General features: G+C 35.9%; 22 protein-coding genes and 1 pseudogene. 21 read left to right on the top strand and 2 right to left on the bottom strand.

What is annotated here, in order from left to right; genetic code table 11:
* From BM305_RS12625 to BM305_RS12590, 8 genes are all read left to right on the top strand, one after another.
* Positions 1 to 1,354: deaminase domain-containing protein (locus tag BM305_RS12625; protein ID WP_272481962.1), on the top strand; the 1,354-nt coding region annotated here is incomplete at its 5' end.
* Between the two features lie 13 nt (positions 1,355 to 1,367).
* The gene (locus BM305_RS12620; protein ID WP_092561366.1) at positions 1,368 to 1,814 is read left to right on the top strand and encodes a hypothetical protein; all 447 of its coding nucleotides are present in this window, start codon (positions 1,368 to 1,370) and stop codon (positions 1,812 to 1,814) included.
* Between the two features lie 397 nt (positions 1,815 to 2,211).
* Positions 2,212 to 2,850, top strand: coding sequence for a deaminase domain-containing protein (locus BM305_RS12615; protein ID WP_177214720.1), 639 nt, complete (start codon positions 2,212 to 2,214; stop codon positions 2,848 to 2,850).
* An 18-nt stretch (positions 2,851 to 2,868) separates the two neighbouring features.
* Positions 2,869 to 3,312: a hypothetical protein gene (locus BM305_RS12610; protein ID WP_092561362.1), complete on the top strand. Its 444-nt coding sequence runs from the start codon at positions 2,869 to 2,871 to the stop codon at positions 3,310 to 3,312.
* A 289-nt stretch (positions 3,313 to 3,601) separates the two neighbouring features.
* Positions 3,602 to 4,318 (top strand): hypothetical protein, encoded by a 717-nt coding sequence (locus tag BM305_RS12605; RefSeq protein ID WP_207649488.1) that lies wholly within the window; start codon positions 3,602 to 3,604, stop codon positions 4,316 to 4,318.
* Positions 4,319 to 4,517: 199 nt separating this feature from the next.
* Positions 4,518 to 5,360 carry a GNAT family N-acetyltransferase gene (locus BM305_RS12600; RefSeq protein ID WP_092561358.1) on the top strand — a complete coding sequence of 281 codons (843 nt, stop codon included), beginning with the start codon at positions 4,518 to 4,520 and terminating at the stop codon, positions 5,358 to 5,360.
* A 278-nt stretch (positions 5,361 to 5,638) separates the two neighbouring features.
* A complete protein-coding gene (locus BM305_RS12595; RefSeq protein ID WP_092561357.1) occupies positions 5,639 to 5,959 on the top strand; it encodes a rhodanese-like domain-containing protein in 321 nt (106 codons plus the stop codon).
* A 34-nt stretch (positions 5,960 to 5,993) separates the two neighbouring features.
* Entirely contained in the window at positions 5,994 to 7,694 is a 1,701-nt protein-coding gene (locus BM305_RS12590) for an FAD-dependent oxidoreductase (protein ID WP_092561355.1), read from the top strand.
* Between the two features lie 52 nt (positions 7,695 to 7,746).
* Here the strand turns inward: BM305_RS12590 and BM305_RS12585 are convergent, their stop codons facing one another.
* Entirely contained in the window at positions 7,747 to 8,580 is an 834-nt protein-coding gene (locus tag BM305_RS12585) for a tRNA 2-thiocytidine biosynthesis TtcA family protein (protein ID WP_092561353.1), read from the bottom strand.
* 315 nt (positions 8,581 to 8,895) lie between these two features.
* Here BM305_RS12585 and gltB point away from each other — a divergent pair, with 315 nt between their 5' ends.
* The 11 genes from gltB to BM305_RS12530 all read left to right on the top strand — a co-directional run bounded on the left by gltB (position 8,896) and on the right by BM305_RS12530 (position 23,750).
* A complete protein-coding gene (gene gltB / locus BM305_RS12580) occupies positions 8,896 to 13,452 on the top strand; it encodes a glutamate synthase large subunit (protein ID WP_092561351.1) in 4,557 nt (1,518 codons plus the stop codon).
* A gap of 18 nt (positions 13,453 to 13,470) precedes the next feature.
* Positions 13,471 to 14,958, top strand: coding sequence for a glutamate synthase subunit beta (locus BM305_RS12575; RefSeq protein WP_092561349.1), 1,488 nt, complete (start codon positions 13,471 to 13,473; stop codon positions 14,956 to 14,958).
* Positions 14,959 to 15,485: 527 nt separating this feature from the next.
* Positions 15,486 to 16,064 (top strand): hypothetical protein, encoded by a 579-nt coding sequence (locus BM305_RS12570; RefSeq protein ID WP_092561347.1) that lies wholly within the window; start codon positions 15,486 to 15,488, stop codon positions 16,062 to 16,064.
* 6 nt (positions 16,065 to 16,070) lie between these two features.
* Positions 16,071 to 17,468 (top strand): phage baseplate assembly protein V, encoded by a 1,398-nt coding sequence (locus tag BM305_RS12565; RefSeq protein ID WP_092561345.1) that lies wholly within the window; start codon positions 16,071 to 16,073, stop codon positions 17,466 to 17,468.
* A 26-nt stretch (positions 17,469 to 17,494) separates the two neighbouring features.
* On the top strand, positions 17,495 to 18,103 hold the full coding sequence (locus tag BM305_RS12560) for a hypothetical protein (RefSeq protein WP_092561343.1): 609 nt from the start codon (positions 17,495 to 17,497) through the stop codon (positions 18,101 to 18,103).
* Positions 18,096 to 18,650, top strand: a complete 555-nt coding sequence (locus BM305_RS12555) for a hypothetical protein (protein ID WP_092561341.1) — start codon at positions 18,096 to 18,098, stop codon at positions 18,648 to 18,650. The genes BM305_RS12560 and BM305_RS12555 overlap by 8 nt, the downstream gene beginning before the upstream one ends.
* Positions 18,643 to 19,374 carry a DUF4280 domain-containing protein gene (locus BM305_RS12550; protein ID WP_242940535.1) on the top strand — a complete coding sequence of 244 codons (732 nt, stop codon included), beginning with the start codon at positions 18,643 to 18,645 and terminating at the stop codon, positions 19,372 to 19,374. The genes BM305_RS12555 and BM305_RS12550 overlap by 8 nt, the downstream gene beginning before the upstream one ends.
* A 15-nt stretch (positions 19,375 to 19,389) precedes the next feature.
* Positions 19,390 to 21,864, top strand: coding sequence for a hypothetical protein (locus BM305_RS12545; RefSeq protein ID WP_092561339.1), 2,475 nt, complete (start codon positions 19,390 to 19,392; stop codon positions 21,862 to 21,864).
* Between the two features lie 18 nt (positions 21,865 to 21,882).
* Positions 21,883 to 22,404, top strand: a complete 522-nt coding sequence (locus BM305_RS12540) for a hypothetical protein (RefSeq protein WP_092561337.1) — start codon at positions 21,883 to 21,885, stop codon at positions 22,402 to 22,404.
* Positions 22,405 to 22,637: 233 nt separating this feature from the next.
* Positions 22,638 to 23,099: a hypothetical protein gene (locus tag BM305_RS12535; protein WP_207649487.1), complete on the top strand. Its 462-nt coding sequence runs from the start codon at positions 22,638 to 22,640 to the stop codon at positions 23,097 to 23,099.
* A 186-nt stretch (positions 23,100 to 23,285) separates the two neighbouring features.
* On the top strand, positions 23,286 to 23,750 hold the full coding sequence (locus BM305_RS12530) for a hypothetical protein (RefSeq protein WP_092561333.1): 465 nt from the start codon (positions 23,286 to 23,288) through the stop codon (positions 23,748 to 23,750).
* A gap of 200 nt (positions 23,751 to 23,950) precedes the next feature.
* Here BM305_RS12530 and BM305_RS12525 read toward each other — a convergent pair.
* Positions 23,951 to 24,052: pseudogene (locus tag BM305_RS12525) on the bottom strand (IS3 family transposase); the annotation flags it as partial.
* Positions 24,053 to 24,138: 86 nt separating this feature from the next.
* Here BM305_RS12525 and BM305_RS12520 point away from each other — a divergent pair.
* Positions 24,139 to 24,576, top strand: coding sequence for a hypothetical protein (locus BM305_RS12520; protein WP_092561329.1), 438 nt, complete (start codon positions 24,139 to 24,141; stop codon positions 24,574 to 24,576).
* A 32-nt stretch (positions 24,577 to 24,608) separates the two neighbouring features.
* Positions 24,609 to 24,931 (top strand): hypothetical protein (locus BM305_RS19175; RefSeq protein ID WP_177214718.1); only part of this gene is annotated, 323 nt, incomplete at its 3' end.

Raw genomic sequence — 24,931 nt, 5'->3', positions numbered from 1 at the left:
CTGTCAGGTCGTGTATTCTGAATCACAGGTTTTAAGTACAAGTCCTGAAATAGAGTATGTGAAGAAGAAAGAGGCAGTAGCCTATTTTAAGCTTCCTTCCAAGTGGGCTGCATGGAAATCTTATTTTTCAGATGGACTGGAGCAGATTATTCTTGGGAAGTTTACGGAGAAAGGTACGGTCATCGGCACAGTGGGAGAGGTAGGACTAGCCTTTACTGGAGTAGATGTGTATCAAGACCTTCGTGACTTAACACATGATATTATAACCTGGGAAACTACCTGGGAGCACTTCGGGGAAACGGCATTAGACGGCATTGGTCTGATTCCGCTTGTGGGGGCACTAGGAAAATCTGATGAAATTCTTCTGTTTGTAAAACGTACAGAAAAGTTGTATGAGATACGAAGGGTTGCCAAAATAGGTGAGAACCTGCTGGAAAGCTTAAAAAAAGCAGGAAATGCATTGGAGAACGCTGTGGATGCTGCCAGTACGGCAATGAAACAGGTGGGAAGCACTAACTATCGCTATCTGCTCAATACGCTAGATCGGGTAAAACAGGGCGGACGATGGAGTTTAGCAACGGACTATGGAACTGATTTTTCCCAAGCCTTTGCCACGTACAGTTCCAGACTGGACAGTCTTTCTAATACCCATCCAACTGCCGTCCAAAAGGCATATCGGGAAACTATTGAGGAATGTACGGATGCCAGTGGAAATGTGACGAAGAGTGTAGACGAGATAACGGAAGTTGCAAAAAAGAAGATTGATGAGGTAGTGGAATATGCGGAACACTCTTCTAAGAGAGAAAGGGAAATCCTACAAAGTGGTGAGGTACTGACAGAAGGTTCTGAAGAATGGAAAATAGTCAGAGACTATTATGCTGATATTGTTAGTGGCATTCGGGAAGCGAATAGAGGGGTAAATAATTTAGGAGGGAATGTTTCATTTACAGAAGCATTGATAGATGGTACGGAATATAGTATAAAGGGGTGTAGCAAGCCAAAAAATATTGAAGGGTTTGCTCCTGTTTTGGGTGATGTTAATGCAAAAACAGTCCCTGAAAGGTTTTTTGTAACAGAGTATGTGGATAGCCAAGGAAATGTATATGCGGAATACATTAAAGGTACTAACTGGAATAGATGTATTGATACTGAGGCTAGAACATTTGAAGAGTTAGCACTAAAATTGGGTGCCACTAAAGGCATTGACGGTGCTATAGATTGGGGAAACATAAATGTAAAAGGTATTATAAATTTATATACAGAACTTAAGCCTTGCCCAAGCTGCTTAGGTGTTATAGAACAATTTAAAGAAATATATAAAAACATTAATATCAATGTGTTATGGAATGATTAAAAAGGAGGATATTATGGATTATAATAGGTTGCTTCGTAAGGATAAAAATATGAATTTATATTCTATATTATTATTGCCAGAATATATTGAAAATACTTTTATTAGTATTGCTGACACCATGAGTATTCGGTATGATATAATAAATATACGAAATACCTTAAATTGTAATGATAGAAAAGGTAAAAACAAAATATATTTTATATGTGATTGTAAAAATGAAAAAAGATTTATTTTTGTTGATTGTCAAAGTACAAGTGATTTGTTCACAATTATTGTTCAGTGTACGAGCGATGAAGCAAAGAAGGTTATTGAAGCATTTGAACCTTGGAACACACTTACGTGTGAAGAATATGGTTGGCCACTCGATATTGAACATATAGATTGGAATCATGATACTAATTATGATCCTAAAATAAATCCTTTACTTAGAAGCCTAACTTTCAATGAATTAATCAAGTGAATTTGTATAGTAAGGTGACGAAAATGAATAGGGCTTTTTGTTTATTTATTTATATTTTAGTGGAAAAATAATGTGAAATACAAAAAAGATGACAGTGGAAATGAAGATTTTGAGAGGATAAAGACTTTGTAGAAGAACGATTGTCAATGATAAAAGAACGATATCAGTTATAAAGTAACAATTTAATATTTTATTGAAATATAGGATTATAGCAGGGTAAAAGTTATAATCCTATACTGTATTTGAACCAAAGCACTTAAGCGGACTATGGAACTGATTTTTCCCAAGCATTTGCCACGTACAGTTCCAGACTGGACAGCCTTTCTATACCCATCCAACTGCCGTTCAAAAGGCATATCGGGAAACGATTGAGGAATGTACGGATGCCAGTGGAAATGTGACGAAGAGTGTAGATGAGATAACGGAAGTTGCAAAAAAGAAGATTGATGAGGCAGTGGAATATGCGGAACACTCTTCTAAGAGAGCAAGGGAAATCCTACAAAGTGGTGAGGTACTGACAGAAGGTTCTGAAGAATGGAAAATAGTCAGAGACTATTATGCTGATATTGTTAGTGGCATTCGGGAAGCGAATAGAGGGGTAAATAATTTAGGAGGGAATGTTTCATTTACAGAAGCATTGATAGATGGTACGGAATATAGTATAAAGGGGTGTAGCAAAAATAAGAATATAGATGGTTTTGCACCAGTGTTAGGTGATGTTACAGCCAAAACTGCTCCAGAAAGGTTTTTTGTAACAGAGTATGTGGATGTTAATGGAGACATAGTTAATGAACTAATCCATAATATATCTTGGAATAGATGCGTGGATACAGAAGCGAGAACAATGGAAGAATTGGCAAAGGACTTGGGGGCTGTAAAAAATACAGAAGGTATAATAGACTGGGGAAATATTAATGCTAATGGTACTATAAATCTATTCACGGAGTTACCACCATGTCCAAGTTGTCTGCGAGTTATAGAACAATTTGAAGAAGTATATAAAAACATTAATATTAATTTTTTTTACAATAACTGATGGAAGGAAAGTGTAAAAATGAATTATATGAAATTGTTAGACAAATATGCTGATATGCATTTGTTTTCAGTCTTAATACTATCAGAATATATTAAAGATGCTGCACAAAGTTTAGGAAAGGCTTTAAACATTAAAATAGAGGATAAAAAAATAGAACATGTAATTAAATCTATTGATAAAATGGGAGTAAATAGAGTGTATTATGTTGAGAACAGTGAGGATAGTAGAAAATTTATTTTTTTAAATTGCCCAAGAACTAGCTATGTTTACCAAATTTCATTTAGGTGTTTATCGAATGAGGTAAATTTGATTATGCAAGCGATACAACCTTGGTCAAGTTTAACATTAGATGATCTCGGGGTTCCGAATAATGAACCCCTTATTGATTGGATGCATGATACAAAATATGAATCTAGCTTTAACCCTTTATTTAGAAATCTTAAGTTTAATAATTTAATCTAATAATAGGGATTACGCTTAAAAGAGAATTGAAAGAAATTATTGGTTTTATAATTATCAATGACCAAAGAACGATATCAGCTATAAGGTAACAGCTTAATCATGCATGGAACTGTAGGATTATAACAGGGAAAGGTTATAATCCTGCGTTTTATTTGCACCAATAGGCGGACTATAAACGGATTTTCCCCAAGCGTAGGAACTGGAAGTCATACATTTTATTGACAGAGGAATTGTACAATACTGCGTACAGGATAAAAGTGAGTTGTTCCGTTGCAGATTGTTTGAGAAAATGACAGGCTGTCAGGTCGTGTATTCTGATTCACAGGTTTTAAGTACAAGTACTGAAATAACATATGTAAAAAAGAAAGAAGCAGTAGCTTATTTTAAGTTTCCTTCCAAATGGGCTGCATGGAAATCGTATTTTTCAGATGGACTGGAGCAGATTATTCTTGGAAAGTATAAGGAGAAAGGTACGGTCATCGGCACAGTGGGAGAGGTAGGACTTACCTTTACTGGAGTTGATGTGTATCAAGACCTGCGAGACTTAACACATGATATCATAACCTGGGAAACTACCTGGGAGCACTTCGGGGAAACGGCATTAGACGGCATTGGTCTGATTCCGCTTGTGGGGGCACTAGGAAAATCCGATGAAATTCTTCTGTTTGTAAAACGCACAGAAAAGCTGTATGAGATACAAAGGGTTGCCCAAATAGGTGAGAACCTGCTGGAAAGCTTAAAGAAGGCAGGAAATGCATTGGAGAATGCTGTGGATGCTGCCAGTACTGCAATGAAACAGGTGGGAAGCATTAACTACCGCTATCTGCACAATACGCTAGATCGGGTAGAACAGGGCGGACGATGGAGTCTGGCAACGGGCTATGGAACTGATTTTTTCCAAGCATTTGCCAAGTACAGATCAAGAATGAAAAATATTTCCAATACCAATCCTACTGCCGTCCCAAAAGGCATAAGGATGAAAAAATTGAGTACATTGGTAGTATAGATGGACAGATTAAGTTAATTGGATTAGGAAGGAATTGGACGAAATAGAATATGATATCAACAAAGTTATAGGTGCTGACCAATTCATATTGTGCCAACCAAATTTGTCGTATTCGACAGCTTTCCATTGAACCAAAATGGAAAAGTAGATCGAAGTGAATTGAGAGATAACTATTAATTGAGTTTGTGAAAGGATAATTATGGATTTTGTAAAAGTAGAAAAAAAATATTTGGGTGCGTGTTTAGAACTTGCTGTTAATGAATATTGTTTAGAGGCGGCTGTAAGCTGTTCATTAAGTAATCTGGATTGTAAAAATTATTTAGAAGATTTGCTTGCTGGCATTTTTGAGTCACAATATGGAATGGCTGCAATTGAAAATGGAAAAGTAGCTGCTTTACTATTTCAAAATTTATCTGAGCTTATGACAAAAGAAAAAATGTCAAGCTATGCAATATGTAAATATGCTCATGATGAGGAGATCACCAAGGCATTGGTTTTAAGCGGATTCGGTATTCGATGCGGGGATGCCATAAAGGATATCAGAGAAGTAAAATGTGAGATTAAGAATACAGCTTATTTATTTGAAGAATTAGGAAAGAGTGAAATTATACAGCTTTTAGATTTAAAGAATGGTTTACAAAAGCATCTTAGTGATAGTCCAGTTTATTTTCCACATTTTGCATTAACAGAAAGTGATTTTGTTGAACTTTGTCAACAACGAAACAGTCGTTTTTTTGCTGCAAAAGATGGTAATAAAATAATTGGATATATAGAAGTTGATGATTCAGGAGAAACCTTCATCACAGAAGATGTACATGTAAAAAATACCTGTGGTATGTTTCTTGATAAAAATTACAGAGGAACTGGTTTGGCAGAAGATTTATTAAACTTTGTTACAGAGTGTCTTAGAAAAGAGCATATAGATTATTTAAGTGTCGATTTTGAAACCATTAATCCAACAGCATTAAGGTTCTGGTCTAAACATTTTGAAGTTTATACTTATAGTTATGTTAGGAGAATTGATGAGAGAATTTTTAAGTAGGATATTTTAACATCCAGAAGAAAGGGAAAAATATTGGTATACAAAAATAGTTTATATTTATAAATAGGATTACAACCACGTAAAAGGTTGTAATCCTATTTTTTTAAACTTACCAATGGAATATTCTCCCTGCAACAAAAAGGTATAGAATAATGTATCTTGGCAAAAATTCCATATATAAACTATATAAAATGATAGGTACCCTATTGTGACATAGTTACAGAAATATTGGCAAAATTAGCTATAATAAAAAGTATACAAAGTAAGGAGGGATTGAGATGTTTCAGTTTTTAAAAAAAGATAGCAAGAAAGAAGTCCACGTAAATGAGATAGATAACCTCCTTGGAACAATTGAACTTATTGATATTCGAGAACCGTATGAATATGCGGCGGCAAGTATAAAAGGAGCAAAAAATATACCAATGGGTGAAATTCTGGAGAAAAAAGATAAATTTTTAACAAAGGATAAGACCTACTACATTATGTGCCAGTCTGGCGGCAGAAGCAGACATGCATGCAGTATATTAGAAAAACAGGGATATGACGTAATCAATGTAGCTGGCGGTATGGGATCCTATTCGGGAAAGAACAGAAAGTAATTGAGAGTATATTACAAAGGAGAGAGAAAAGAGGATGAAACAGAAAATTATAATTGTTGGAGGTGTTGCCGGAGGTGCTTCCGCAGCGGCAAGACTTAGAAGAAATAGTGAAGAGAATCAGATTATTATGTTTGAGAGAGGACCCCATGTGTCATTTTCCAATTGTGCACTTCCTTATCATCTCAGCGGTATCATAAAGAATCCACAAAGTCTGGTGTTAATGAATCCAGAACTTTTTATGAAACAGTATAATATCGAGGCAAGAGTGAATCAAGAGGTTTTGGCAATTCACAGAGAGAATAAGACAGTAACCGTAAAGAATCTGGAAAAAGATGCTATATATGAAGAAACTTATGACAAGCTGGTTCTGGCACCAGGGGCAGCACCTTTGGTACCGAATATACCAGGAATTGAAAAAGTAAATGTTTTTTCCATTCGCAACGTGGTGGACATTGACCGATTAAATTCATTTATAAAGGAATCCAGCTCAAAAAAAGTAGCAGTCATTGGCGGCGGCTATATTGGAGTGGAAGCAGCAGAGAATTTAAGAGAAGCAGGATATGAGGTTACACTGATAGAGGCAGCGGAACAGATTCTAAGACCATTTGATTACGATATGGTGCAAATCTTTCACAAAGAACTTTACGATCATGGAATTGACTTAATTGTTGGCGATAAGGTGGAACAATTCGATACCAATCAGGTGATGCTGGCGTCAGGAAAAGTAGTAGAGGCACATACTGTTGTTATGGCAATCGGAATAACGCCAGAAACAAAGCTTGCAAAAGAAGCAGATTTGAACCTTGGAGAAACAAAGGCAATTCAGGTAAATAAAAACTATCAGACAAATGACGAAAATATCTATGCAGTGGGAGATGCTGTTGAAGTGTACCATGCATTGACACACACACCAACAAAATTATCATTGGCAGGACCCGCACAAAAGGCGGCAAGGGCTGCTGCGGATCACATTCATGGCAGAGCTACAGAAAATAAAGGTTACATTGGTTCTTCTGCAATTAAGGTATTTGATTATAATGGAGCATCGACTGGTCTGAATGAAGCACTAATCAAGGCACTTTCTCTCAAAATCAACTACGGCATTGTTCGTGTCATTCTTATGGATAAAGTAGGATTAATGCCAGATGCCGCACCACTGCATTTTAAACTGCTGTATGAGATACCAACAGGTAAGGTTTTGGGCGCCCAGGCAATTGGAAAAGGTGATGCAGCAAAACGAATTGATGTCATTGCAACTGCAATAAAGTTTGGAGCAACAGTAGAAGATCTGAAGGATTTAGAATTGTGCTATGCACCGCCATTTTCCACCGCAAAGGACGTAGTAAACTATGGTGGATATGTGGGAACAAATCTGTTAGCGGGAGCATTTCAGCAGATTAATGTAGATAAGGTGAGAGAACTGGTAGAAAATCAGGCGATGATTGTTGACGTGAGAGAAAAATATGAATATGAGGCTGGCCATATAAAGGGTGCTATATCCATCCCATTAAGTGAATTCAGGGAACGGATAGAAGAAATACCAAAGGACAAGCCAGTATATTTGCATTGCAGAACAGGGCAGAGAAGTTATAATGCCGTAATGGCTCTACAAAATATAGGTTATCGTAATGTATACAATATAACAGGAAGCTTTCTTGGATTATGTTTTTATGAATTTTACAACGACAAGGCATGGGATCGTGAACCAATTGTAACAGCATATAATTTTAATTAAAGAATGCACCTTATTCCTGTATGTTAGGGATAAGGTGCATTCTAATAAAAAATTACTTCATGTTGGGATACTCATCTAAAAAATTATGAGTTTCTCCGTTCTGCTCAAAACCAATTACCGTATTTAGATTTACATGATGTGCACTTTGAAAAATATTTTTGTCGATGACAGGACTGACTTTCCGGAACTGGTTAATCAGTTCTTTCATTTCCTTACGTTTGGAAGTGGATTCAGAATTTTCAGCCGCATTTTGTTCTGTAAACCGGCACGCGCACTGTAAAAATTCCAATTTATTATATCTGCACCATGAAATAATATCAAATTCCTTTACAAGATAAAGTGGACGGATAAGTTCCATTCCTTCAAAATTAGTACTATGGAGCTTTGGCATCATGGTCTTAAACTGACCGCTGTAAAGCATGCTCATCAAGGTTGTTTCAATGACATCATCAAAATGATGGCCAAGAGCAATTTTATTACAGCCAAGAGCCTGTGCATTCTTATATAAATAGCCACGCCTCATTCTGGCACAAAGATAGCAGGGAGAATCTTCAATTTCTGATACAATATTAAAAATCTCAGTATTAAAAATAGTAATGGGAATATTCAGAAGACGAGCATTGTCTATAATCTTCTGACGGTTAGCAGGGTGGTAAGCAGGGTCCATTACAATAAACTCTAAGTCAAATTTCATAATACCATGGCGCTGGATTTCCTGCATACATTTTGCAAGTAGCATAGAATCCTTCCCCCCAGAAATACATACTGCTATTTTATCACCCTCTTGAATCATATCGTATTCGTTAATGCCTGATACAAATTTCCGCCAGATTTCCTTGCGGAAACGTTTAATAATACTACGTTCAATTTCCTGATAGCGTTCCATTTTGTTCTCCTCTTAAAGCAGTTTCTATCATTATTATATACATTGTCTTATTAATTGCAAGGTAAAGTTCAAATAGAAGGTGCAAAACAAGGTGAAACTTAATTAACTTAGGTAATTGTCGCAAGAACTTAAATAAATAAATTTTTTTGTAAAAAAACTTGCTTTTCTTAGAAAAATGTTTTATAATCATGTTCAGTGAACAAAGGCGTTCCATAAATCAAGAATTGAATTATGGGCGCTTTTATTTTTTCTCATAAAATGTAAATATTAGTAAAGAAACAGGCAAAATGGATAGCAATATAAAGGAGGATTTCAATGAGCAGGGAATCGTTAGAAGAATGCAAACGCACAAAAGTTGGACTATATGATCCTAGATTTGAACATGATAACTGCGGTATTGGAGCAGTTGTAAATATTAAGGGAAAGAAAACCCATGCTACCGTAGAGGGTGCATTAAAGATTGTAGAGAATCTGGAACATCGTGCAGGTAAGGATGCAGAAGGGAAGACAGGAGATGGTGTAGGTATTTTATTACAAATCTCACATAAGTTCTTTTCAAAAGAAGCCAAGTCTTTAGGAATTACACTTGGAGAGGAAAGAGACTACGGTATTGGAATGTTTTTCTTTCCACAAGATGAATTAAGAAAAAATCAAGCAAAAAAAATGTTTGAAATTATTGTAGAAAAAGAAGGATTAGAGTTTTTGGGCTGGAGAGAGGTTCCAACCTATCCTGAAATATTAGGAAGTACGGCACTTGAATGTATGCCATGTATTTTACAATGTTTTATTAAGAGACCAGAGCATACCAAAAAAGGATTGGATTTTGACCGAAAGCTTTTTATAGCAAGACGAATTTTTGAGCAAAGCAATGACAATACCTATGTGGTATCTTTATCAAGCAGAACGATTGTATATAAAGGAATGTTCCTGGTTGGGCAGCTTCGCTCCTTCTTCCAGGATTTGCAGAGTGAACGATATGAATCTGCAATTGCAATTGTACATTCCCGTTTTAGTACCAATACACAACCAAGCTGGCAGAGAGCACATCCAAACAGATTTATTGTTCATAATGGAGAAATTAATACAATCCGTGGTAATGCAGATAAAATGCTTGCACGTGAAGAGACAATGGAATCTTGTCACTTAAAGGATGAATTATATAAAGTGCTTCCTGTTATTAATACAGAAGGTTCTGACTCAGCAATGCTGGATAATACGTTAGAATTTCTTGTAATGAGTGGAATGGAGCTTCCCCTTGCTGTCATGATTACCATTCCAGAGCCTTGGGCTAATAATAAATACATGTCTCAGGAAAAGAGAGATTTTTATCAATATTATGAAACAATGATGGAGCCATGGGATGGCCCTGCATCCATTCTGTTTTCAGATGGTGATATTATGGGAGCTATTCTTGACCGTAATGGTTTACGTCCATCCAGATATTATATTACAAAGGATGATCAGTTAATTTTATCCTCTGAAGTAGGAGTGTTAGACATTGATCCTGCAATGGTTGTAAAAAAAGAACGTTTAAGACCTGGTAAAATGTTATTAGTAGATACCATTAAAGGTACTATTATTGATGATGATGATCTAAAGAGCGAATATGCTTCCCGTCAGCCTTATGGTGAATGGTTAGACGGTAATTTGATTCGTCTGAAGGATTTAAAGATTCCAAATGCAAAAGTACAGGAATACAAAGATGAAGAAAGAGCAAGAATCCAAAAGGCATTTGGATATACCTATGAGGAATATAAAACCTCTATTTTACCAATGGCTCAGACAGGTGCAGAACCAATTGCAGCCATGGGAGCAGATAGTGCGCTGCCAGTTCTTTCAGATAAGCCACAGCCATTGTTCAGCTATTTCAGACAGCTGTTTGCACAGGTTACTAATCCTCCAATTGATGCAATCCGCGAGGAAATTGTTACTTCTACAGCAGTATACATTGGAGAAGATGGAAATCTGCTAGAAGAAAAACCAGAAAACTGCAATGTGTTAAGAATCAACAATCCAATTCTTACCAATACAGATTTATTAAAAATTAAGTCCATGAAGGTAGAAGGATTTAAGGTAGAAGTTTTACCGATTACTTTTTATAAAAATACTTCTATGGAAAAAGCAATTGACCGCTTATTCGTAGAGGCAGATCGTGCTTATAAGGATGGTGCTAATATTCTGATTTTATCTGACCGTGGAGTAGATGAAAATCATGTTGCAATTCCTTCCTTACTGGCAGTTTCCGCAATGCAGCAGCACTTGGTACGTACCAAGAAGAGAACAAGCGTTGCGATGATTTTGGAAAGTGCAGAACCAAGAGAGGTTCATCATTTTGCAACTCTGTTAGGCTTTGGCGCTTGTGCAGTAAATCCTTATCTGGCACAAGAAACAATTAAGGAATTAATTGAGAAGAATATGTTGGATAAAGATTACTATGCAGCAGTGGACGACTACAATAAGGCAGTATTAAAGGGAATTATTAAAATTGGTTCTAAGATGGGTATTTCCACAATTCAGTCTTATCAGGGCTCTAAGATTTTTGAAGCAATTGGGCTGGGTAATGATGTAATTGGAAAATATTTTACAGGTACTGTAAGCCGTATTGGCGGTATTGGTATCAAAGATATTGAAAAGCAGGTAGATGAGCTGCATACAAAGGCATTTGATCCACTAGGATTAAATGTAGATCTGACACTGGACAGCATTGGCTCTCATAAGTCAAGAAGTGGAGAAGAGGAACATTTATATAATCCAGAGACCATCCACTTATTACAGAAGGCTACTCGTACAGGTGATTATAATATTTTCAAACAATACACAGCATGTATTGATAATGAAGAAGCAAAAATCAATTTAAGAGGCTTAATGGATTTTAATTTCCCAGAGCAGGGTATTTCCATTGATGAAGTGGAAAGTGTAGAATCTATTGTAAAACGCTTTAAGACAGGTGCAATGTCCTATGGTTCTATTTCACAAGAGGCACATGAGTGTCTGGCAATTGCCATGAACCGTCTGGGTGGTAAATCCAACAGTGGTGAAGGTGGAGAAAGCATAGATCGTTTAGAAACAAAGAATGATACATTAAATAGATGTTCCTCAATTAAGCAGGTTGCATCAGGACGTTTCGGTGTTACTTCCAGATATCTGGTAAGTGCAGATGAAATTCAGATTAAGATGGCACAGGGAGCAAAGCCTGGTGAAGGCGGCCACTTACCTGGAGCAAAAGTATATCCATGGGTTGCAAAAACAAGACATTCAACCCCAGGTGTAGGTCTGATATCACCACCACCACACCATGATATTTATTCTATTGAAGACTTGGCACAATTAATTTATGATTTAAAGAATTCCAACAAAAATGCCAGAATTTCTGTAAAACTAGTTTCAGAAGCAGGTGTTGGTACCATTGCAGCAGGTGTTGCAAAAGCCGGTGCAGGAGTTATTTTAATTTCAGGATTCGATGGAGGAACAGGAGCAGCTCCAAGAAGTTCCATTCACAATGCAGGACTTCCTTGGGAACTTGGTTTGGCAGAAACGCATCAGACACTTATGATGAATGGTCTTCGTTCCAAAGTTGTGATTGAAACAGATGGTAAATTAATGAGTGGACGTGATGTTGCCATTGCAGCAATGTTAGGAGCAGAAGAATATGGATTTGCAACAGCACCATTGGTTACATTAGGATGTGTTATGATGAAGGTATGTAACTTGGATACTTGCCCAGTAGGTGTTGCAACTCAGAATCCAGAGCTTCGTAAGAGATTTAAAGGAAAACCAGAATATGTAGAAAACTTTATGCGTTTTGTTGCAGAGGAACTACGTGAATATATGGCTAAACTTGGAGTAAGAACAGTAAGCGAGTTAGTAGGCCGTTCTGATTTATTAAAGCCACGTCAGGTAGACAATGAAAGAGCGCAGAAAATCGATTTCTCCGCAATTTTGGATAATACGTTTGGTAAAGATAATGCAGAAAATAAATTTGATCCAAACCAGATATATGATTTTGAATTAGAGAAGACAATAGATGAAACAGTATTTTTAAAGAAATTTAAGAGTAATTTGTCAAATGGTCAAAAGAAAACAATAGAAGTTAATGTTACGAATATCGACCGTTCTCTTGGTACAATTTTTGGTTCTGAGATTACAAGAAGATTCGATACTAGTCTGGAAGAAGATACATTTACTATTAAATGTAATGGTGCAGGAGGTCAGAGTTTTGGTGCATTTATACCAAAGGGACTGACTTTGGAATTATGTGGTGACAGTAACGACTATTTAGGAAAAGGCTTATCTGGCGGTAAAATTGTGGTATATCCTCCGGCAACTTCTACTTTTAAACCAGAGGAAAACATTATAGTAGGAAATGTTGCATTGTATGGTGCTACCAGTGGTAAGGTATTTATTAATGGTATAGCTGGAGAACGTTTTTGTGTACGTAATTCTGGCGCTACCGCAGTTGTCGAAGGTGTTGGAGACCACGGCTGTGAATATATGACAGGTGGACGTGTTGTCATTCTTGGAACAACTGGTAAAAACTTTGCAGCAGGTATGAGCGGCGGTATTGCATATGTTTTAGATGAGGAAAGCAATTTATATCTGAAGCTGAACAAAGAACTTGTTTCTTCAGAGGCAGTCACTGAAAAATATGATGTAATTGAATTAAAGGAAATGATAGAAGAGCACGTAAAATCTACGAATTCTCAAAAAGGTAAGCACATTTTAGAGAACTTCATGGAGTATCTGCCTAAGTTTAAGAAAATCATTCCTTATGACTATAGACGTATGCTTCAGACAATCGTTCAGATGGAAGAAAAAGGATTAAGCAGTGAGCAGGCACAGATTGAAGCATTCTACTCTAATGTGAGAAAGTAGAAGAAAGGTAGGGAGAATATGGGAAAGCCAACTGGATATATGGAATATGATCGAAAGAACAGTGTGGCAGTTAAGCCAGAGGTTCGTATTAAAAACTTTAATGAATTTCATATTCCTTTAGCAAAGGAAGAACGTAAAAAACAAGCAGCAAGATGTATGGAATGTGGTGTTCCATTCTGTCAGTCAGGTATGATGATTGGCGGAATGACATCTGGCTGTCCTTTAAATAATTTAATTCCTGAATGGAATGACTTATTATATACAGATAGTTTAGATCAAGCTTTAAATCGTTTATTGAAAACAAATAACTTTCCAGAGTTTACCTCAAGAGTGTGCCCAGCACCTTGTGAGGCAGCCTGTACTTGTGGATTAAATGGCAGTCCTGTTTCCATTAAGGAAAATGAGATGAGCATTATTGAAAATGGATACAGCCAGGGAACAATTGTGGCGAATCCACCAAAGGTAAGAACTGGTAAGAAAATTGCTGTAGTTGGGTCGGGACCTTCTGGCCTTGCTGCTGCGGATCAGTTAAATAAACGTGGACATTTGGTTACTGTATTTGAGAGAAGTGACAGAATTGGTGGACTTCTGATGTATGGAATTCCAAATATGAAACTTGAAAAGCATGTAATTGACCGTAAGGTTACCATTATGAAGGAAGAAGGCGTAACTTTCGTTACAAATGCAGATGTTGGAAACACTGTGCAGGCATCTAAACTACTGGAAGAATTTGATCGGGTTATTTTATGCTGTGGAGCTTCTAATCCAAGAGATATCAAAGCACCTGGAAGAGAAGCAAATGGAATCTATTTTGCGGTTGACTTCTTGAAGGCAGCTACCAAAAGCTTGCTGGATTCTAATTTTCAGGATAATGCTTTTATTACCGCAAAGGATAAAAATGTAATTGTAATTGGCGGCGGTGATACAGGAAATGACTGTGTAGGAACATCCATCCGCTTTGGGGCAAAATCAGTCGTACAGCTGGAGATGATGCCAAAACTTCCAGAGGAAAGAGCAGAGAGCAACCCATGGCCAGAGTGGCCTAGAGTCTGCAAAACAGATTATGGCCAGGAAGAAGCAATTGCTACATTTGGAGAAGATCCTAGAATTTATCAGACTACGGTAAAAGAATTTATTGCAGATGAAAATGGTAATTTATGCAAGGTGAAATGTGTGAAGCTGGAAAGCAAAAAGGATGAAGAAACTGGAAGAATGATGATGGCTGAAGTTCCTGGAAGTGAGTATGAGCTGGACGCAGATTTAGTACTGATTGCAGCAGGATTTTTAGGAACAGAAGAATACATTGCCAATGCATTTGATATCGAACTGGATGGCAGAACAAATGTAAAAACAGAGCCATCTGCATATGCTACAAACGCAGATAAGGTTTTCGTAGCAGGTGATATGCATAGAGGGCAGTCACTAGTAGTATGGGCAATCCGTGAAGGACGTGAAGCTGCTAAGGCTGTGGATAAGCATTTAATGGGCTATTCCAATTTAGCATAAAAAAGGAAGGGGCTGTCGCTTTAACGATTGAAAAATCGTGAAGCGGCAGCTTCTTTTTAGACTAAAAATACAATCTCTTTATCTGTACCAGTCCAGTATGGTGTTTGTATTTAAGGATGCGACTAGAAGAAAATTCTATTGTCAGTATTTTTGAGAAATGTTTTTAAATTTACTGGTATAAATTGTAGACACGATTTGAATTTTGGGGTACACAATGATAGAATATTGGTAATTATTAACCATGAAGTAGATAAACATCACTTGGCTATTACAAAAGGTTTGAGTACGTCTTTCAGTTTTTAATTTACTCAAGTATTTTTCTGACCCTTGCAACTGCTTGTCTGGCAGAAATACAGGTCAGCCTTCTTTTCATTCTTGATCTTGAACTTTGTTACAGAAATCTTGGATTGTGGGAAAGGTTTTTTTATCAAATAATACTGATATACTACTGAGACCGAACGACACCGGGTATTTGATACTTTGGAGAAGATACTATTATATTTACATCGTAAGAAAGGGAAAAGAAAATGGAAATTGATGAACAAATTATTGAGATGAAAAAATTGCAGAAAAAAGAACAATATCATTCAATCTATACTGGTATGTACATAAAGGATGAGGTAATTCATTTTTCACCAATCCATTTATTTCGAGATAAAATAAAAATATATAGTCCAGATCAATTTATTGATATGCCACTTAGTGTAGCAAAATTTAAATATCCATCAGAACAGAGACCAGAGATAATAAAAACAAGTTTAGATACGGCTACTAATATGGCTTTCAACTTATTAAATATACCACTAAAGCCAAATGAAACAAAAAATATGACGGCTCAGTATAAAACGATATTTAAAAATATGAATCCATCTTATCAGTTTTTTGATGAAGCAGTTGAGAACATAGGAAATACAACCGTATCATGGTTTGACTTTAAAAGTTATGCGATGGATGACCAGCTTTATAATCTGCTATTTATCACCACTGCTGCTGGAATGACATTACATGGTATTTTTAACTGTGTATTTGGTGACTATGCAGAATGGAAAGAAGCGTTTCATCAGATGATGATGTCAGTAGAGGATTTAACGGAGCGAAAGGGGTAATTTGCTGTGAGAGAGAGTCAATTAAGTTTTGAACCATTTGAGTTAATAGATTTAACGGAATATAGTGGAGTAAAGGAATTAAATGAGCATGGAATTGTACATTTTTCGGGATTAATTGATAGTAGTGATACTCAGAAATATTTGCAAATGGGAATGGATGAAGTATGGGCAACAGTGAAAGCATATTCCGAAACGGGAGGAACACAAATACTTTTTTATGGAATTGTAACGGATTTAGATGTATTTGTTGAAGGTGATGTTACCAGTATTTCAGTAGAACTACAATCAGGTACCTATTTAATGGAACATGGTTTGCATACCAGAACATTTCAGGATAACGGGATTACCTATTCAACTATTTTGAATACCTGTTTAAGCAGTTATGAAGCTGGTAGTGCTAAAATGATTTGTGGTGGTAACAGTACAATTTCATCTTTTGTAGCACAGTATAAAGAAAGTGACTGGGAATTTGCAAAAAGAATGGCTAGTCATTTTCATACAGTGTTGGTTCCAGAAATGCAGACCAGAGGAGTACGTTTTTATTTTGGTGTACCAAATAATTCTTCAAATTCTATTACTACAAAGGCATTCTCAGTAAAAAAACAAATGAAGGAATATGTTAGAAAAAGGGATAAAGGTCTGAGTGGTATTCAAGAAAACGATGCGGTATATTACATAGTGAAAAATAGAGATATTCATAATTTGGGTGATAACATAACATTAAATGGGAAAAGCTTGTATATTGTTAAAATTGAATCAGAGCTAGAGGGCAGTGAATTATATCATATCTATTATCTAAAAAGTAAAAAGGGCATGGAAGTACCAAAATCATACAACTATGGGCTGGTGGGAGCATCATTAAACGGAAATATTACTTCAGTACAGAAAGATGTTGTTCAAGTAAATATTACCGATGATGAAAACGGTAATTCTGGAGTAAGATGGTTTCCGTATTCAACGGTATACTCTTCGCCAGACGGGACAGGATGGTACTGCATGCCTGAACCAGGAGATAGTGTAAGAGTGTATATGCCATCGGAAGATGAGGCAGAGGCCTATGTGATAAGTTCCACTCATACCAGTACAGGTTCAGGCGAAGCACGTTCTAATCCAGATAATAAATCAATTATGAACAAATATGGGAAAGAGGTTTTATTTACACCAAATTCTCTTATTATGACAAATAATAAGGGGATGTCTATTGAAATACTTGACGAAGAGGGAATTCGAATTATTAGTAATAAGGAAATTTCAATTAAGTCGGAAGAAAAAATAGAGATTGGAAGCAGTGCTGGAGATGTTCAGGTTATTGCACCAGAAGCTATTACATTGACGCAGGGAGACACAACAACAAAGCTGATGGAAAATGTGTTACTGAAAGGCTCACAGGTAAATATGGAATAACCTGAAAGGAAGAAAGGGTACTAAATATGGATAGACGAAAGGAAATATACCAGTTTGGTGAAAAGGTGTTAAGTGACAGACTATGTGCAAATGTTGAAGAGATTAGTGTATTATATGAAAACAACACTTCGGATAATGAGATGGACGCTGATTTCTGTTGTATGCTGAAAAAATTGTATGGTAAAGTAATAAAAGAACAGCAAAGTGGGAATAAAGGTGCGCTGCGCTATCTTGTTATTTCACCATTGCGTTCCAGTATCATTACAGGCAGTTATGAATTTCTAATTGCGGCATACTCAGCTGATATGTACCTGGATAAAAGTGAATGTTTTGAATTTTGGTGTCCGAAGAAAATATATGAGTATTTGAAACTGGATATGCAGTATTTTGAAAAGCTAGCGAATAACCAGTTTATTCGATTACATAACTATGAGATAGATGAATTTCGTACACATTATACTGTAAATTATAATGGAGCAGCTTTCTTTTATTTTATGGAAAAAATGATACGTAGGGGAGATATGCTGGATAATTATTTTGATATGAAAAGAGAAAAGGAAGTTGAGGTTTTGTTTGGGGAATACATGGATAAAGCAGTTACGCTATGTTCCTATAAGGAGAATGCAGATGAGTAGATATTTTTTGATTGGGACAAATAGATTATTTACTTCTGCACCAGTTATCATGAATTGGTTTGACAAAATCGATATAAAATCAATCAATATAGAGCATTCTAACAGATTGCCCAATAGGTTGGTGTTACCTATTAAAAGCAACGCAGAAACAGTTTTTCCAGATGTTATAGCAAAACCATTTTTTCTTGTAAGCCAAAAGGTGCATGATGTAATTTTAATGTATCAGCCAAAAACAGTTTTTAAAGAAATTATATTATTGGATAGCATAAATGGATTGGTAGGACAGTATTTTCTTCCAATATTAAAGGAGTATGATTGTCTTTCTGATAAAAGTGAGATCAATTTGGACAGAAGTGTTGTTGCAAAAGCAATTTTAAAAGAAGAATTATTACCTGAGGATGCAATATTTAAAATAGGCAGTTTGAGCAACTTATATATTGTAGTAAGACTTGATTTTATGGAAAGTGTATTACGCAGAGGAGTAAGAGGAATTGAATTATCAGTTGCTGAATTAGATTTAAGCAGTGATGGAGGGGACTATGAGTAATGAAGTTGATTTAGTAGCATTAGGAGAAAAAATGGAGCAAGAGGCTGCGCTCATGCGAAATCAAAAGTTGGAAGATGGAACAACATTGGATGAATCTGTACAAGCGCAGATTGCAGCAGAGGAACAGCAAAAGATATCAGAAAAAGCCGATACGAATCAAGATGGAACGGCTTCAGAAGAAGAAATAGTAAATTATATGAAGGAGCATGGTTTAGAGCAGTATGAGTATGTTGTTCGTGGAGCAAATTTAAAATGTTCCTTTGGAAGTCATTGCCGAAAACTTAATTTGCCAAAATGTCATGCAGTCTATACAACGAAATCACCTATGGTACATGAGTTAGATTGTATTCCAGGACCCGAATTCAATATCTCTTATTTTGGAGTGTGCTCTTGTCCAAGTAACCAAAATAAAGAGATTGTTCAGCTTCAAGCGGAAACTTATGATGAACAGGGAAACAAGGTTGAGAGTGCTAGTTCAGCAGGTAATGTGAAGGGAATTAAGTGTACACCAATTATTTTAGGTACATGGATGAGTACATATGATAAAACTAGGATTGTAGATAATGGTGATAAGGACCCATCTGATAAGGAAAGTGAAAGTCCACAAGGGCATCCAGCTGTGACAACGAACTCCTATTTGCTATGTCAATTTGGAGGGATTATTCAGCCACTATCATCTGGTCAGGAAATTGTGGAGCAGGAAGTTGCAGTTGAGAAAAAGTAAATTGGAGGTGGAACGATGGCGTCGGTGATATATCACAATATTAAGGTATCATGTGAACTTCCCATTGTTAATATTGTGGAGTTGGAAATCAATATAAAGCATAATAGGCATGGAAAAATGTATATGAAAGGGTATGTGGATGATGAATTAGCATATGATGACATGGAAAAGGAATTGCTGAATTCTAAAATAAAAGTAGAACAGGTTGATGAGAGTGATAGTAAGAGAGAGGATACTATTTTTTATGGAATTGTGCAGAATGTAGATGTGGAAGAGGAAAATGGTTTCTTGGCAGTCAAAATTACAGCCATTACAGCAAGTTGTAATTTAGATGGACCGAAAAAAAGTCGTTCTTTCCAGAATGTTTCTATGACTTATGCTGATGTGGTGAGAAAGGTTATCAAGGAAACAAGTGGGGCATTGGTATTGTGTTCAATTGGTGCTGACAGAGAAATAGGAAAGCCATTGATTCAATATCAGGAAACAGACTGGGAGTTTATAAAAAGATTAGCCAGTCACTTTCGAAGTTCCGTTATTCCAGAAACTACAATGTGTAAACCTTATTTTTGGTTTGGTATGCCAAATACAAATGTAACACGAACTTTTAAGGAGCATGCGTATCAGGCAAAACTGGACAAGAAATATTTTGAATTAGGTGGTAAAAATTCAGGGTATATGCAAGGCACTTTTCTAAAATACATTGTGACGGACAAGAATAATTGTAATATAGGGGACAAAACCAATTTTTTACGGCAAAGTATGACTATTTGTGAAAAGCAAGTACTGTTTTCCAAAGGGGAATTAAGGTTTGTATATACATTGGGAAATAATCAGCTAATTGGCATGAGGGAGTATTATAATAACGTATTCTCTGGACTTTCCATTGGAGCAACAGTAAAGAAAACAGAGGGAGAAACAGTGTATCTGCAATTAGATATTGATACAGAGGAAACTGCTAAGTATCCTTACAAATGGACACCTCCCACAGGCAATATGATGTATTGTATGCCACAAGTGGGAACAAAGGTAAGTTTATATTTTCCTAATTACGATGAGCGGCTGGCACAAGCAACCAACAGCCCCCGCAGTAATGGAGAAAGCTGTGCACAGATGTCAGACTATAATAAAAGAAGCCTAACAACGGAGCATAATAAAAAAATGGATATGTTTCCTGAACAGATGACATTTTCGGGGACAAGCCAAACGGATGTGCCTTTGCAAATAGACTTAAATGACGATTTACATACATTAATTGAAAGTTATAAGAATCTATCAATCTATGCAACAGGACCGATTAAAATGGAGGCACCCAATGTATGCATTGGTTCCGCAGTCAGTTTAATGCTGCAACAGACAGCTGAGGCTATAGCATATGTAATGTCGCAAATACTTCCAGTTGGGACAGGAAAAGCCTTTGTTGGGGAAGGTGGTGGTTCAAATGTTACTGGTGAAACAGCTTTGCAAGCGTATCATGCTGGTGGGACAGCAGTTTTGTCACTAGAAAATCGCTTTGATGCCCTTGGCGAACATGGAATTATGATGGGATGGAACTATGTAACCTTTGAACCATTTAAGGATGGACCAACTGTAACCAAGTTTGACTGGCTCAGTGCGATTGGAAAAGCCCTTGCTTGTATTGCAGTAGTAGCTGTAGTGGCAGTGGTAGCAGTAGCGGCAGGTGTTGTGACTGGTGGAGTAGCAGCGGGTGCAATTATTGGTGCTGCAGTTGCTTTAGCTTGTCAGGTGGCAGATGATTACAAGAGCGGAAATGTTTCTAGTACATGGCAATATATTAAGAAGGCATTAAGTGGTGCCATTAGTGGTGCATTGTGTGCTGGGATTGGGGGTATATATAAAGGTGCATCTATTGCAACAAAAATTCTTGTTGGAGGAGGAGCAGGAGCAATAAGTAGTGTATCACAGACATTTATGGAACATATGTGTACGTTGTTACCATGGGATGAAGGGAGTTTAAGCGATTACAGTCCTACAGATTATATTTCTAGCTTTATAGGAGGCGGGTTAGGTGGAATGCTAGGTGAAGGTTTTGGAATGGTATTCAGTAAAGTTGCACCTACATTTAACTCCAAATTAACAACGATGCTGTTTAGTAAGTCTAATAATGGGAAAACAAGTAGTGCAATATTTAAATGGGTTACTCGTGCGGGAACAAGTGTGAAATCATTAAGCTATCAATTAATACCTCGTGGTGGAGGTAAGGGAATGGATGCGCTTGTTAAATTTGCACAGAATAGTCCAGATGATTTCATAAAAGCTGTCAAACCACTTAAAGAGATGAGAGAATTGTTTATAGGTTTAGAGAATAATACTGTAGCAAATAATTCAGCTAATGCTATTTCAAAAATCTATACTGCGCTATTTGGGAATTCGGATAATGGATCTGACTTGGAGGCTAAAATCAATGAGATCAACGGTTATTTTGAGCAACTTGATAAGGTACAAAATACATATATTTATTCTTTAGATTAGTTATACCAGGAGGTAGATATGACAAGAAGAGAAATGATAATAAGGACGCCAAGAGTGTTTTTAAGAATTATTTTTGTACTCATTTTTGGTACAATAAGTGGAAGTTTTATCTTTTTTGAACCTAATAATCAAGCAATTGTTATTACTTCAATAATTTTGTTAATTGTTACAATAAGTATGCTTTTTTTGTTTAAAATTATTGCATACACTTTTGATATCATAAAAAAACGTACTATTACGCTAGAAGGAACACTAAAACAATTAGTTTTTAGGGAAGATTATGAAGATAGATTTGAACCAATTGGATATGAAATGTATGAATTGCATGTGGAAAAAAGTGATAAAATTGTTTTTAGTATAGGTTCTAAAATGTATATAAATGAACCGAAGGCAGATAAGGTGCGTTGTTTATTTCTAGAAAAATCAAAAGAATTATTGGATATTGAAGTAATTACCTATGTTAATCAGAGAAGTAAGAAGATCATTCCTAATAATAGAACGATAGAAAAACGAAAACAGTTGAAAAGTCGAAAAAGGTAGAAGAAGAGACAGGAAGATATTGTCCATTGAAGTGCTTCGTTATGCAGATAAAATGGATCGGCTACAATTAACTAGACAGAAATTTTAAGGGCATATATGATAGTACTAATAAGGAAAGGATGATGCCCTATGTCTAAAAACAAAGAACTAAGACCACGCCGTACGTTTTCACCTGTGTGACACGTGGAGAAATGGTGAAAATAACAAAGAGAGCTCTTCTGCTGCCTTGTGTGATGTTACCTTTGGTTGGGTTTGGATTATACTGGGCATTAGATTCTGGGGGCGATAAGGCGACTTTTGTAACGGGGATTATAATGCTTGTTTTTTTACTTACAACCTTTTTTTGTGGTGGAGTATTTTCATACATGATGGATATAATAAATAAAAGGATCATAACAGTGGAAGGTACACTAATTGAATTAATATTTCGTAAAGATTATCATGGTAGATATGCACCAAATGGATTTGAGGTGTACGATATAATACTGGAGGAAGAAGAAAAAATTAGAATTACAATCGATCATAAAATGTATCGAAATGAACCAAAAGCGGATAGAGTGAGATGTATTTTGTTGGAAAAGTCACATGAAGTATTGGCGGTTGAGGTACTTTCCTATGCAAATAAGAAGAAAACTATGAAGACTGATCATGAAAATACAAAGAAAAGGAATAAAGGGAAAAAGCGTAAAAGATAAATTCTTACAAAAGTGCATGGGCTGTAGAAAATAGGATGGTGTTGGGACATTACAAAGTATCTTTTAACAGATAATGTCAAATGCACTATTTAGAACAAAATTAGTCAATCTGATAGCTATTTTATCAAATAGAAGAAGTTCAAGAACAATATATATTATCTAATTGATAAAGGAGTGCAGTGCAATATGAACAGAACTGAGATGATTAAGAAGACATCACGAACGATATTTGGAATGTTTATTGTATTAATACCATGTATACTTTTTGGATGCTTTTCCTTATTTGATAAAACCTTAGATATAAAACTTAAGATATTTTGTTTTTGTATAGTTATTTGTATGGTAATATTTTTTGTTTATATGAAGTACCCAAGGTATATAAATGACATTATAAAAGGACGTACTATTACAATTGATGGCAGATTAATTAAATTAGACTACCTTAAAGATTATCATCAAAAGAGCAAACCAGAGAATTTTGATTACTATGAGTTATATAAAAGTAATAATGAAACAATTACATTTTCAATAGAACATTCCATGTACATAAATGAACCAAAGGCAGATAAAGTAAGATGTGTATTTTTAGAAAAATCACATGAACTGTTGTCAATTGAAGTGCTTAGTTATGCAGATGAAAAGAGGGGATAATACACATTTAACCATGGAACATTTTTCTAATTAACTCATTTTTCCACTGTGGATATGTTTCCCCAAACAGCTAATCAGTTAAAATGACTCAAAAATGCCGTTGACAGGTTCCCATGAACAGTCAATGGCATTTGACATTCATACTGTCCTCTCGAGCCATGTCGAGACATGTGGATTGTCAACACTTTTTTATACAATTTTTATTCGGCCATTTTAGATAAACGATATTCTACTGGAGTCATATAATCTAAGGCTCCATGAATACGTTTATTGTTATACCACTTTACATAATCACTTAATTCTGTAATGGTATAATATAGTTGTAACACCTAGTGCGAATAATATATAATAAAGTCGAACTAGGAGGATTGCTTGGCGAGGGGTTTGAATGGTATTTGGTAAAGCAGCACCTACTTTCAACTCTAAATTGACAGCAAAATTATTTAGCAAAGCTAATTATGGGAAAACGAGTACTGCAATTTATAAATGGGTGACAAGATCTGGAACTAGTGTGAAAGCATTAAGCTACAAGTTAATTCCACGTGGTGGAGGAAAAGGTATGGCAGCACTTGTTAAATTTGTACAAAATAGTCCTGATGATTTTATAAAGGCGGTAAAACCACTTAATGAAATGAAGGAGTTATTTAAAGGTCTTGAGAATAATACAGCAGCTAATGGATCAGCTGTTGCAATTAGTAAAATGTACACAACACTGTTTGGAGAAACCAATAAAGAGGCGAATTTGACAGATAAGATTAGTGAAATTGATAAGTACTTTGATCAACTTGAAAAAGTACAACACACATATATTTATGCTGAAGAGTGATTGGGGGTATAGCTGTGACACGTGGAGAAATGGTGAGAAAAACAAAGAGAGCTCTTCTGCTGCCTTGTGTGATTTTACCTTGGGTGGGGAGCGGATTATATGGAGTATTAAAACCTGGGATTAATAAGGCAGTTTTCGTAACGGGAATTATAATGCTCATTGTAGCAGTTACAACCTTTTTTTGTGGTGGAGTATTTTCATACATGATGGATATAATAAATAAAAGGATTATAACAGTGGAAGGTACACTAATTGAATTAATATATGAAAAAGATTATTATGCTAGATATGCACCTAATGGATTTGAGGTGTACGATATAATACTGGAGGAAGAAGAAAAAATTAGAATTACAAT

The sequence above is a fragment of the Anaeromicropila populeti genome, from assembly GCF_900112775.1.
GTDB classification, from domain to species: domain Bacteria; phylum Bacillota; class Clostridia; order Lachnospirales; family Lachnospiraceae; genus Anaeromicropila_A; species Anaeromicropila_A populeti.
This window is presented reverse-complemented; position numbering and strand designations above follow the sequence as displayed.